The sequence below is a fragment of the Caproiciproducens sp. NJN-50 genome, from assembly GCF_004103755.1.
GTDB lineage: Bacteria > Bacillota > Clostridia > Oscillospirales > Acutalibacteraceae > Caproicibacter.
This window is the reverse complement of record NZ_CP035283.1, coordinates 650958-663004: the sequence shown is the minus strand read 5'-3', so window position 1 is coordinate 663004 and position 12047 is coordinate 650958. Positions and strand designations below refer to the sequence as shown.

Sequence of the window (12047 nt, the reverse complement as noted above, 5' to 3'; positions counted from 1 at the left end):
CTCTCTGTTTCATCCGGGACCCCGAGTCCCGGTCAGAGCAAGAAAGGTGCATATCCCCCGGATATGCGCCTTTCTTCTCACAACAGCGGCGTAAATCGTTATTTGGGGCTTCGAAGGATACATTTGCCGGGGCGGGCCTGCGTCAGCTTTCCGTCCTCAAACACGACCTCCCCATTGACAAACACCTTTTTGACCCCTTTGGCAAGCTCGCGCGTATGAACGAAATCGGAAGAATCGCGGTACTCGTCAAAATCTAAAAGAACCAGGTCCGCGTCATAGCCGTCGGCAATCAGACCCTTGTTTTTCAGGCCCCAGCGCTCCGCCGTCAAAGAGGTCTGCTTGCGGACCGCCTGCTCAAACGGCAGCAGTTTTTTGTCCTTGCAGAAGTAAGCGATCGCCTTTGCGAACGTGCCGTAAGTTCGGGGATGAACCGGAGTATCCGCCGTGATGATGCCGTCCGAGCCGACGACGGTGTTTTCGTCCATATAAATTGCCTGAAGGTCCTTTTCGTCCATGGCGAAATACGCCGCCAGACCCTCGCAGTGGTTCTCAACCATTAAATCGAAGAAAGCGTCGAAGTCGCTCTTCCCGACCTTTTTCGCGTAGTCCGCTACGCTCAGACCGATCGCCTCCGGCACGTTGGGGCTGGAAAGAACCACAATGCCGGAAAAGCCCTGACAATTGATATAGTTGTTTTCGTAGGTAGCGGGCGTTTTCCTCATTTCCGCTTCAATCTTTTTCCGCTCGGCCGGGTCCTTTAACTGTTCGACCAACCGATCCTTGCCCTGTGCGAACAGCTGCGGCGGCAGACAGACGTTCAGGATCGTCTGCGTCGCCAGATAGGGATACTGGTCGATGGTGACTTTGACCCCCCGGCCGATCGCGGCGTGAACCAGGCGCAGCGTTTCTTTGGAAAGCCCCCAGTTGGCCACGCCCATCGCCTTGTGGTGGGAGATAAACAGCGGCACTCCCGCGGTTTCGGCGATATAGATCGCCTCCTTCACGGCGTCCGCCAGAACGTCCGATTCGTTTCTCATATGGGTCGCGTAAACCCCGCCGTACGGCTGGATCACCTTGCACAGCTCGATCAGCTCCTGCGTGTCGGAATACACGCCCGGAATGTAGATCAGCCCGCTCGTCAGCCCGAAACAGCCATGCTCCATCGCTTCTTTCAGATAGGCCTTCATTTTTTCAAGTTCCGCCGGAGTCGCCCTGCGGTTTTCCGTGCCCATTACCGCCGCGCGCAGGACCGAGTGCCCGCAGTTGAACGCAAAGTTGGAGGCTTTCGGAAGGGACTCCGCGTAAGCCAGAAAATGCTGGAAATCCGTGAAATACTTTAACCGGTCCAATTGCTCTTCCGTATCGAACGAGGCGAGAAGGCCGCGGATCGTTTCCAGATTTTCCGGCGCAACGGGAAACGGCGACATTCCGCACTGGCCGACCACATCCGTGGTGACCCCCTGCGAAATTTTACAGAGGTTATAGATTTCCACCGCCGGGTCGAAAACCTGGTCATGGTGAGAGTGGCTGTCGATAAACCCGGGGCAGAGGGTCAAGCCCGACCCGTCGACAACGGAACCGGCCTCTTCCGAAGGGTCCAACACGATTTTCCCATTTTGAATTCCAAGCGAACCGGCATATCCCGGCCTGCCCGATCCATCGACAATGGTTGCGTTCCGGATCAATGTGTCCAACATGAAATGAAAGCCTCCTTATTCAGATGCCGCCGCAGGGCGGATCTTAACTGTTTAGCAGCCTAATAATGAATTTAAAAAAAGCGAAGTTTCATGGATGATTGTAAATCCACGCCTTCGCTTCATAATTTGCATTATAAAATTGTAAAAGTATGATGTCAAGCCTCTGAGCAAACAATTAATTTTATTAACATATTATCCGTTTTTACCTGAATTAAATTAAGTTTTTTCAGATTATTTTTAACAATATCTTTTATAATGAAATTGAGTTGACAAAAAGCGCGATATCCGGTATCGTATTAGTCAATTTAATTCGCGGCGATTTTTGCAGCATATTTTAAAAATTATTCAAAATCGTTCGTGATCCGTGGAGGTGAAGCCGATGAAGGAAATCAACCTGTTTATCAGACCGGAAAAACTGGAAACCGTAAAAACAATCCTTGTGGACGATTACAGCTGCGGCGGCATGACCGTGCTGAACTCGATGGGATGCGGAAACCAAAAGGGTTTTACGGACGAGTACCGGGGCACCCGGACCAATGTGAACCTGCTGCCCAAGCTGAAAGTGGAAGTAATCGTCGACGACAAGGATGTGGAACCGATCGTCACGGACATTTGCAGTAAAATCGCAACCGGGATTGTCGGGGACGGGAAAATTATCATTAAAAACGTGGAGGATGTCATTCGAATCCGAACGCAGGAGCGCGGCACCGGAGCGATTTAGATTTCTTTCCCATCCGCGGAAAAAATTAAATGCAAGCATTCATTTACTGAAGCATGCGGTTTTCGACAGGGCGATGAAGCCCGGGAAAAGACTGTGTGTTTTTTATTATCCTCAAGGAGGGAAATCATGAAAAAATTCACCATGAAACTTGCGGCGGTCTGCCTTGCAGTCTCGCTCGGCCTGTCCGCTGTAACCGGATGTTCCGGTGGTTCCGCTTCATCCGGACCGGCCTCTTCCGGACAGACCGGTTCCGCTCAGCAGGAAGGCAGCCTGAAAGACGAAATCCATATCGCCATGAACGCGGCCCCGCCCTCGCTGGACGTCCAGAAAACCAGCGCCGTCGTCGCGAGACAGATCGCGTTCGGCAGCATCTACGAAAGTCTGATGGCGTTAAAATCGGATTACAGCGCCACGCCGGAACTCTGCTCTTCCTTTGACGTAAATGATAAGCACACGGAATACACCTACCATCTTCGCAAAGGCGTCAAATTCCACAACGGTCAGGAAATGAAGGCTGACGACGTCGTCGCTTCCATGAACCGCTGGATCGAAAGCTACGGCAACGCGGGCGCAATGGTTGGCAAATCGAGATTCGAAAAAGTCGACGATTACACCGTTAAAATCACGCTTTCCGCACCGGCCCTTTACCTGAACGAACTGATTGCCGGCGCCGGACAGTCCGCGGCGGTCATGCCGAAATCCGTCATTGATGCCGCCGACCCGTCGACGGGTCTTGTCAAGGACTACATCGGAACCGGTCCGTACAAATTTGAAAAATGGGCGAAGGACCAGTACATTGAACTTACGGCGTACGGCGACTACCAGCCTTACGGAACCGACGGGCAGACCGACGGCTGGTCCGGCTACAAGCATGCCTATATCAAAGATGTGTATTACGATTTCGTCACGGATGACTCCACCCGCGTTTCTGGCATTCAGTCCGGCCAGTACGATGTCGCCTACAAACTCCCCATCGACGACTACGACATGTTCAAAAACGACGGCGACCTGAAGGTCTACAACGAAATGAGCGGTTCCCCGGGGCTGATTTACAACAAAAAGTCCGGTCTGGGCGCCAATAAATTCATGCGTCAGGCCGTCAACGCGGCGCTCAACATGGAAGACATCATGAAAGCCAGCTACGTCAGCGCGGACTTTTACCGGCTGGATTCCAGCTACATGTATAAGGAGCAGCCCACATGGTACACGGACGCCGGCAGCTCCAGCTACAACCAGCACAATGCCGACAAGGTAAAAGATCTGCTGAAGCAGGCGGGCTACAACGGCGAGTCCTTCACGATTCTGGTATCGTCCGATTACACGGAATTCTACAATGCGGCCGTCGTCATCAAGAGCGAGCTGGAAGCGGTCGGCATCAAGTGCGATCTGCTGGTCTCCGACTGGGCGACCTTCCTGACCTACCGCAGCGATCCCAGCAAATACAGCGCGTTCATCACCAGCTTTACTCCCATTGTAACGCCGACCATGCTTCTTTATATGACTTCCACATGGCCCGGCTGGGAAACCGATCCCAAAATCGAGGAAGGACTCCAGAAGATCAACGGCTCCACTTCCACCGATGAAGCGGTCGCGGCCTGGAAGGAACTCCAGCAGTACAGCTGGGAAGACGAACTGCCCTGGAGCAAGTTCGGCGACTACTACATCTACAGCGCGGCCACCACAAAAGTGGAAAATCTCGGTTATTTCCAGGGACCCTTCATCTGGAACACGAAAATCTATGAATAAGCCGAAACGCACGGTACGGTAATCAGGGAAATCGGGGAAGCATCCAAGCTTTTCACGGATTTGGGTGCTTTCCCTCCTTCTATTTCAGAGAGCAGGGGGAACGGATGAAGAAATATATCATCAAGAGAATCCTATCGCTCATCCCGGTCTTGCTGATCGTCTCCTTTGTCGCATTTTTTATCGTCCATCTGACTCCGGGCGACCCCGCGCGGGCCATGCTGGGCGACCAGGCGACCGAGCAGGATATTCAGGCGCTGAGAACGACGATGGGACTGGATCAGCCGATTTACATGCAGTACTTTATCTGGATGGGCAATGTTTTTCACGGCGATCTGGGCCAGTCCATCTTCATGAACGAACCGATGTCCCAAATCATCAGGAGCCACCTTGGACCGACGCTCGCACTGACGGTTTATGCGCTGGTGCTCGCCGTCCTGTTTTCCATTCCGATGGGAATTCTGGCGGCAAGGAAAAGAGGGACGATTGCCGACCAGACCATCATGGGATTTTCCATGAGCGGCATCGCGATTCCAAGCTTTCTGATGGGCCTTCTGCTGATCCTGCTGTTCGCGGTAAAGCTGCGATGGCTGCCCGCCGCCGGATACAAAGACCCCGGCCAGGGGATCGGCAATTTCATCCGGTACCTGACGCTTCCCGCGATTTCGCTCGGCCTGATGCAGGCGGCGCTGATCACCCGCATGACGCGGTCCTCCCTTCTGGAGGTCCTCAGCAGCGACTACATTAAAATGGCCAAGGCAAAGGGAGTGCGGAATTTCTGGATTGTGTTCAAGCACGCGCTGAAAAATTCCCTGCTGCCGATCATCACCACCGTCGGCCAAAGCTTCATCGCGCTGCTGTCCGGAGCAACGGTAACGGAAACGGTTTTCAACATCCCGGGCGCCGGCCAGCTCGTGGTGAACTCCGTGGGCCGAAGAGACTACGAGGTCATTCAGGCTGTCATTCTGGTCATCGCCGTCATCAATGTCGCGGTCACTCTGATCATGGATATTCTTTACGGAATTGCGGATCCCCGCGTCAGACTGGAAGAATAGGAGAATTTCACGATGGAAAATACTACAGTTTTGACTTCCGCCGCAAACCCGGAGGGAATGAGGCAGATTCGGAAAAGCCTCCTGAAAGAGCAGCGGCAGCTTAAGATAAGAAAGTTTTTAAAAAACAAGCTTGCCCTGACCGGAACGGCCATCACCCTGATCATGGTGATTTTCGCCGTTTTCGCGCCGGTCATTTCAAACCAGGGCCCTTACTCCATGGTGGTCGACCAGCGGCTCATGGCCCCCTCCGCCGCCCATCTGCTGGGAACGGACACGTTTGGCCGCGACCTGTTCAGCCGCGTGGTCTACGGAACACGAATTTCGATGGGAGTCGGCGCAGGCGTCGGCGCGCTGGTTCTGGTTTTTGGCATGGTCATCGGCCTGTACGCCAGCTATTACAGATTTCTCGACAACGTGCTGATGCGCGTCTGCGACGGCCTGAAAACGATTCCCGCCATTCTGCTCGCCATCGCGCTGATGGCCGTACTCGGCCCAAGCATTCAGAACGTGATCGTCAGCCTCGCCATCGTCTACACGCCGGACATCGCCAGAATTGCCCGTTCCGCCGCCCTGAGCGTTAAAGAGCAGACTTATATCGAAGCCATGCATTCTCTTGGCGCGGGCTCCACCAGAATTATCTGGAGGCACATCGCGCCCAACGTGCTTTCCCCGGTCATCGTTCAGGTTTCCTTCATCTTCGCCACGGCAATCGTCACGGAAGCGGCTCTCAGTTTTCTGGGAGCCGGAGTTCCCGTTCCCACACCGAGCTGGGGAAATATCCTCTACGAGGGCGCGACCGTCATTTACAAGGCGTGGTGGATGATCGTTTTTCCGGGCATCTTCATGGCGCTGGCCGTCTTGGGCCTGAATCTTCTGGGCGACGGTCTCCGGGACGTTCTCGATCCGCTTTCCAATTAAGGGGGACTGATCATGCGGCAGAATCAAATACTTGAAGTGAAAAATTTATGCACCAGTTTTAACACGGAGCGCGGAAAGATGAAAGCCGTGGACGGAGTCAGCTTCTCCGTGAACAAGGGCGAGATTGTGGGCGTTGTGGGAGAGTCCGGCTGCGGGAAAAGCGTCACCTCCCAATCCATACTCCGGCTGTACGATGAAAAATACACGGCGAGCTACGAAGGCGAGATTCTGTTTGACGGCCGGGATATTCTGAAGCTCCCGCAGTCCCTGATGCAGAACATCCGCGGCGGCCAGATTTCCATGGTTTTTCAGGACGCGCTCAGCTCGTTGAATCCCGTTCTGAAAATCGGTGACCAGATCATGGAGCCGCTCCGCATCCATCAGAAAATGACAAAACGGCAGGCCCGCGAAAAAGCGTTGGAGATGCTCCGGCTTGTGGGAATCCCAGCGGCGGAAAAACGGATCGACCAGTACCCGCACGAACTTTCCGGCGGAATGAGGCAAAGGGTGATGATCGCCATCGCGCTGGCCTGCCGGCCGAAGCTGCTGATTGCGGATGAACCGACCACGGCGCTGGACGTGACCATTCAGGCCCAGATCATGGACCTGATTGTGGAATTGAACCGTGAACTGAACATGGGGGTCATCCTGATTACCCACGACCTTTCGGTAGTGGCCGAAACCTGCAGCCGCGTTGTGGTGATGTATTTGGGCCAGATTGTGGAGGAAGCGGAAGTCAATCAGATTTTCGACCACCCGTCCCATCCCTACACGCTGGGACTGATGAAATCCATACCGAAAATCAGCGGGAAACGCGATGAGCGGCTGTATATGATCAAAGGCATGGTTCCCCTCCTCAGCCAGATCCCGAACGGGTGCCGCTTCGCGCCCCGGTGTCCTTACGCGACGGAACAATGCACCAGGGAAATGCCGGACCTGATTCCGGTCAACGAAAAACAGAAAGTGCGATGCTGGCACGCGGTTTCAAGCGAATCCGTTCCTGCGGCGTCCGAAGTGGGGTGAAATCTTCGCAATGGCGGAAAAAAACGTCTTTTTACAAGCCAGCCATGTGAAAAAATACTTTCCGGTCAAAGGGACACTGGGCAAAGTGGTCAACACCGTCAAGGCGGTGGACGACATTTCCCTTTCCCTGTACGAGGGCGAAACCTACGGCCTCGTCGGCGAAACCGGCTGCGGCAAAAGCACATTGGGCAGAAGCCTGCTGCGCCTTCTGGAGCCGACCTCCGGAGAAATCCTGGTCGACGGCCAGAATCTGATGGGACTGAATAACAGAGACATGAACACCATGCGGCAGAAAATCCAGATGGTGTTTCAGGACCCGTACACGGCGCTGAATCCGCGTAAAAAAATCGGCTCCATCCTGATGGAGGCGCTCGAGATTCAGGGCGTGAAGGATAAGACCGAACGGATGGACCGGACCATGAAAATTCTGTCCAAGGTCGGGCTCCGCCCGGAGCATTTTTACCGGTATCCGCACGAGTTCTCCGGCGGGCAGCGGCAGCGAATCGGGCTGGCCAGGGCATTGATCCTGGACCCGAAGCTGATCGTCTGCGACGAACCGGTTTCCGCGCTGGACGTATCCATCCAGTCGCAGATCATCAATCTGCTCCTGGACCTTCAAAAAGAAAAAAATCTGACTTATCTCTTCATTTCTCACGACATGAGCGTGATCCGCTACATTTCCAACCGCGTCGGCGTCATGTACCTCGGGCACCTGGTGGAGGAATCCGCGACCGACGACCTTTTCGGAATGCCGCTGCATCCCTATTCGCAGGCGCTTCTGTCGGCGGTCCCGTCTCCGGACCCGCACACCAGAAAAGAGAGAATCATTCTGCAGGGCGATCTGCCCTCCCCGATCAATCCTCCTTCCGGCTGCACGTTTCACGAGCGGTGTCCCTACGCGATGAAAATCTGCGCGGAGCAGGCGCCGGAAAAACGGGAGATCATGCCCGGGCACTGCGTTTCCTGCCATATGTATGACGACGGTTCATCCGCACAAAATTTTGCCAAAATAAACGGCGTTTCCACCCCGGCGTAAGGACGGGCATCAAAAAACAGCGTGTCCATGCAATCCGCACGGACACGCTGTTTTTTGTTCTAGTCCGTCCGCGCGCAGGTCTGAGAAATCAGTTCCGCTATTCTCTCCAGCGCGTACGCATCCTCTTCGGAGAATCTGGCGGGAACGGGACTGTCGATGTCCAGCACGCCGATGATTTTCCCGCCCTCGCGCAGAGGAATCACCAGCTCGGACGCAGAATCGCAGTCGCAGGCGATATGCCCGGGAAAGCGATGCACGTCCCGGACAATCTGCGTCGCGTTTTGCAAGACAGCCGCGCCGCACACGCCCCTGCCCACCGCAATATGCACGCAGGCCGGCTTGCCCTGAAACGGGCCGAGCAGAAGCTCCCCGTTTTTCAGCCGGTAAAAACCGACCCAGTTGATCTGTGGAAGCGCGCCGTTCAGCAGCGCGGCGGCATTCGCAAGATTTGCGGTCCAGCCGGCCTCCCCGTCCAGCAGGGCTTCCATCTGCCGGTGCAGCAGCCGGTACCGTTCGCAGGGATCTTCAGGATAGATTTGTCTGTCCGGTTCCATTTGAGTTCCTCCGAATCTCAGAATATTGCCCATCCGTCACGGCCTGTTCTCTCTGTGAAGCACAAAGTGATTCAAGTGAAAGCTCAGGATTCCTTCCTTCTGCATCCGGGAAAGTTCGCCGGACATCGCGCTGCGGTCCACACAGAGATAATCGGACAGCTCCTGCCGGTTAAACGGAAGATCGAATTCGTTCGATCCGTTCTCCGCCGCCTGATCGGACAGATAGGAAAGCAGCTTTTCGCGGGTCGAGCGTTTCGAGAGATGCTCGATCTTTTGATTCAGAAGGATGTTTTTGGAGGCCAGGACTGTCAGCATGTTTTCAATCAGCTTTGTATGAAACCGGCAGGCGGAAGAACAGACGGACGTCACTCGGCGATAATCCAGCCACATCACTCTGCTTTCTTCCACGCTGACCACCGTGACGGGAAGGCGCTGTGCGGGCACGCAGGCAAACGCCTCGGCGAACAGATTCCCCGGCCCGATTTCCGTCAGGATGGTCCGGCCGCCCTCATAATCCTCTTTGATGATCTGGACTTTTCCCTCCAGCACGATACCCACCATGGAGATTTCCCGCCCTTCCAGCAGGAGAATCTCCTGCTTTCGGTAAGCGGAGGTCCTAGCGTTCAGGCATTGAAGCATTTCTGTTAAATCTTCCTCCCCTATTCCAGAAAACAGCGGAGAATTTTTCAGCAATGGAAAATAGCTTTTCATTTTTATTAACTCTTTTTATGTTGCAAAAGCAACAGACTTGTTGGGATCAGTATAGTACAATCAAAACAGAAAATCAAGAAACACAAGATATGGGAGGAAAAAACAGATGATACGCAGATTGATTCAAATAGACGAGAAAAAATGCAACGGCTGCGGACTTTGCGCGGACGCCTGTCAGGAAGGGGCGATCGCGATGGTAAACGGCAAGGCAAAACTGGTCCGCGAGGACTATTGCGACGGGCTCGGGAACTGTCTTCCGGCGTGTCCCGCCGGCGCCATTTCGTTTGAAGAGCGGGAAGCCCCCGCTTTTGACGCGGAGGCCGCCTCCAAACATTCCGAACTCAAACAAGCGATTCCACAGGGATGCCCCGGAAGCATGGCGAAAATGCTGAAACATCCGGCTCCTATCGCCGCGCGACCCGAGGAGGCTGAGCCGGCCGGAAGCGAGCTGATGCAGTGGCCCGTACAGATCAAGCTGGTCCCGGTCAAAGCCCCTTATTTTGACGGCGCCGATCTTTTGGTGGCGGCGGACTGCACTGCTTATGCGTTCGCCGGTTTTCACCGCAAGTTTATGAAAAACCGCGTCACGCTGATTGGCTGCCCCAAGCTGGACGAAGGAGATTATTCGGAGAAGCTAACGGAAATACTTAAGGAGAACCGCATTCGGAGCGTAAAAGTTGTCCGGATGGAGGTCCCCTGCTGCGGAGGAATCGAAAACGCGGTCCGGCAGGCTCTCCTCAACAGCGGAAAAATGATCCCCTGGCAGGTCGTGGTTCTTTCCACGGACGGCCGCGTCCTGGAAGAATAGAAAGGAGAAAAGCCATGCAGAATTCTCTGATAAAAAACATTGCGCAGGAAACGGTTTTCAGGCTGACGGAACAGGTGGAAGTTCTGCCGGGTCAGGTTGTGAGCAAAACACTGTCGCAAAACGCGGCACTGAGCGTCACGCTGTTCGCCTTTGACAAAGGAGAGGAAATCGGCACCCACGTGTCCGAAGGCGACGCGCTTGTAACGGTGCTGGAAGGGACCGGCCGTTTTACCATAAACGGCGCGGAACATGTGCTGAAGGCCGGCGAGTCTCTTCTTATGCCTTCCCGAAAGCCCCATGCCGTTTTTGCGCAGGATGCCTTTAAGATGCTGCTGCTGGTTGTATTCCCACCGTTGGAAACATGAAAAAACAGTTCTTTAAGAATCAGTTCAATCCGACAAAGAAGCCCGGCGAAAGCCGGGCTTCTTTGTCGGGCCGCACTGTTTCCAGACAGCCCGGAAGGGGAAGTGTTATGAAAAAGTTTATGAAAATCCTCATCCCGAGGAGCTTGTAATTAGTCTGCCGTCCGGCGGTTCGGTATTCCGTCGTTTCCGCCGGAAGTAACGCAGTGTTTTTGTTTCTATGGCTTTATCATACCCGGGCGATGTTGACAAAACATTACGGGTTGATGAAGAATACAGGAAAAATCTGTGAAATTATTTTGAACAGCGCCGCGGACCCCGTGCCAAAGTGAAATTCCACAGCGGTTTTCCTTTGTCTGAAAAATCTCGGGACGGGATAGATCAGTCCATTTTATAAAAAATAGCATAAAAAAGTTCCCGGCGCCCCTTTACTTTATTCTGCTAATTCGTTAATATATTACTATACTGTAACGTAAAAAGCAAGATAAAGGATGGATCACCATGAAAAAGATTTTGAGCCTGTTGCTCACCGCCGCGATGGCTGTTTCATTGGCCGGCTGTTCTTCCGCCGCACAGCAGACGTCTTCCGCCGCCTCCGGCGGCTCCTCTCAAAGCGCTTCCTCCGCGCCGGACGGCTCCTGGGACAAAGTGAAATCCGCCGGAAAAATGGTTCTGGGCCTTGACAAGGCTTTTCCGCCCATGGGCTATGTCGACACGCAGACCGGCGAGCTGGTCGGTTTCGATATCGACCTGGCGAAGGAAGCCTGCAAACGCCTGGGCGTTGAGCTGTCGCTCCAGCCGATCGACTGGGACAACAAAACCGCGGAGCTGAACAACGGCAATGTGGACTGCCTTTGGAACGGCTTTTCCAAAACGCCGGAGCGGGATCAGGAATTTGCCCTGAGCATTCCTTACATGAAAAACAACCAGATCATTCTGGTGAAATCCGGATCAGACTATCGGGGCCTCGACGATCTGAAAGGCAAAACCGTAGGCGTGCAGGCGGATTCCAGCGCCGAAACGGCGCTGAACGGCAACGCGGATTTCAAAAATTCGCTGAAAAGCGTCGTGAAGATCGACGACTACAGCAAAGCGGTTCTGGAAATTCAAAACGGCACAACCGATGCCATCGCTATCGACGAAATCGTGGCGCGCTACTACCTGACGAAAAATCCGGGTGCCTATGCCATCCTTCAGGACAAGGACGGGAAGGACGCGTCGCTGGCGACCGAGGACTATGTGGTTGCGTTCCGCAAATCCGATCTTTCCCTCAGGGAAAAGATTGAAGGTGCTTTAAAGGACATGGCAAAAGACGGAACCATGGCGGACATCTCCAAAAAATGGTTCGACACCGACGTTACGATCATCGGCAAATAATAGGCCGGCATTGCCGATTCGCAAAATTCATACTTTACTTCC

12 protein-coding genes are annotated in these 12047 nt (G+C 54.1%); 9 read left to right on the top strand and 3 right to left on the bottom strand.

Features of this window, described 5'->3' with window-relative positions:
- Window positions 1-98 precede the first annotated feature (98 nt).
- Window positions 99-1697 carry an N-acyl-D-amino-acid deacylase family protein gene (locus EQM14_RS03280; protein WP_128741607.1) on the bottom strand — a complete coding sequence of 533 codons (1599 nt, stop codon included), beginning with the start codon at window positions 1695-1697 and terminating at the stop codon, window positions 99-101.
- Between the two features lie 379 nt (window positions 1698-2076).
- Between EQM14_RS03280 and EQM14_RS03275 the strand changes: the two genes are divergently transcribed.
- The 6 genes from EQM14_RS03275 to EQM14_RS03250 all read left to right on the top strand — a co-directional run bounded on the left by EQM14_RS03275 (window position 2077) and on the right by EQM14_RS03250 (window position 8193).
- A complete protein-coding gene (locus tag EQM14_RS03275; protein ID WP_128741606.1) occupies window positions 2077-2418 on the top strand; it encodes a P-II family nitrogen regulator in 342 nt (113 codons plus the stop codon).
- A 126-nt stretch (window positions 2419-2544) separates the two neighbouring features.
- Window positions 2545-4164, top strand: coding sequence for an ABC transporter substrate-binding protein (locus EQM14_RS03270; protein ID WP_128741605.1), 1620 nt, complete (start codon window positions 2545-2547; stop codon window positions 4162-4164).
- Between the two features lie 104 nt (window positions 4165-4268).
- Window positions 4269-5216 carry an ABC transporter permease gene (locus EQM14_RS03265; RefSeq protein ID WP_128741604.1) on the top strand — a complete coding sequence of 316 codons (948 nt, stop codon included), beginning with the start codon at window positions 4269-4271 and terminating at the stop codon, window positions 5214-5216.
- 12 nt (window positions 5217-5228) lie between these two features.
- The gene (locus EQM14_RS03260) at window positions 5229-6134 is read left to right on the top strand and encodes an ABC transporter permease (protein WP_128741603.1); all 906 of its coding nucleotides are present in this window, start codon (window positions 5229-5231) and stop codon (window positions 6132-6134) included.
- Between the two features lie 12 nt (window positions 6135-6146).
- Window positions 6147-7157, top strand: coding sequence for an ABC transporter ATP-binding protein (locus tag EQM14_RS03255; protein WP_128741602.1), 1011 nt, complete (start codon window positions 6147-6149; stop codon window positions 7155-7157).
- A 10-nt stretch (window positions 7158-7167) separates the two neighbouring features.
- Entirely contained in the window at window positions 7168-8193 is a 1026-nt protein-coding gene (locus EQM14_RS03250; RefSeq protein ID WP_128741601.1) for an ABC transporter ATP-binding protein, read from the top strand.
- A 59-nt stretch (window positions 8194-8252) separates the two neighbouring features.
- Here EQM14_RS03250 and EQM14_RS03245 read toward each other — a convergent pair whose 3' ends face one another.
- Window positions 8253-8747 carry a GAF domain-containing protein gene (locus EQM14_RS03245; RefSeq protein ID WP_128741600.1) on the bottom strand — a complete coding sequence of 165 codons (495 nt, stop codon included), beginning with the start codon at window positions 8745-8747 and terminating at the stop codon, window positions 8253-8255.
- 36 nt (window positions 8748-8783) lie between these two features.
- A complete protein-coding gene (locus EQM14_RS03240; RefSeq protein WP_128741599.1) occupies window positions 8784-9458 on the bottom strand; it encodes a Crp/Fnr family transcriptional regulator in 675 nt (224 codons plus the stop codon).
- 106 nt (window positions 9459-9564) lie between these two features.
- Between EQM14_RS03240 and EQM14_RS03235 the strand changes: the two genes are divergently transcribed.
- From EQM14_RS03235 to EQM14_RS03225, 3 genes are all read left to right on the top strand, one after another.
- A complete protein-coding gene (locus tag EQM14_RS03235) occupies window positions 9565-10266 on the top strand; it encodes an ATP-binding protein (RefSeq protein WP_128741598.1) in 702 nt (233 codons plus the stop codon).
- A 14-nt stretch (window positions 10267-10280) separates the two neighbouring features.
- Window positions 10281-10631, top strand: coding sequence for a cupin domain-containing protein (locus EQM14_RS03230; protein ID WP_128741597.1), 351 nt, complete (start codon window positions 10281-10283; stop codon window positions 10629-10631).
- A gap of 498 nt (window positions 10632-11129) precedes the next feature.
- The gene (locus EQM14_RS03225; protein WP_128741596.1) at window positions 11130-12005 is read left to right on the top strand and encodes an amino acid ABC transporter substrate-binding protein; all 876 of its coding nucleotides are present in this window, start codon (window positions 11130-11132) and stop codon (window positions 12003-12005) included.
- Window positions 12006-12047 lie beyond the last annotated feature (42 nt).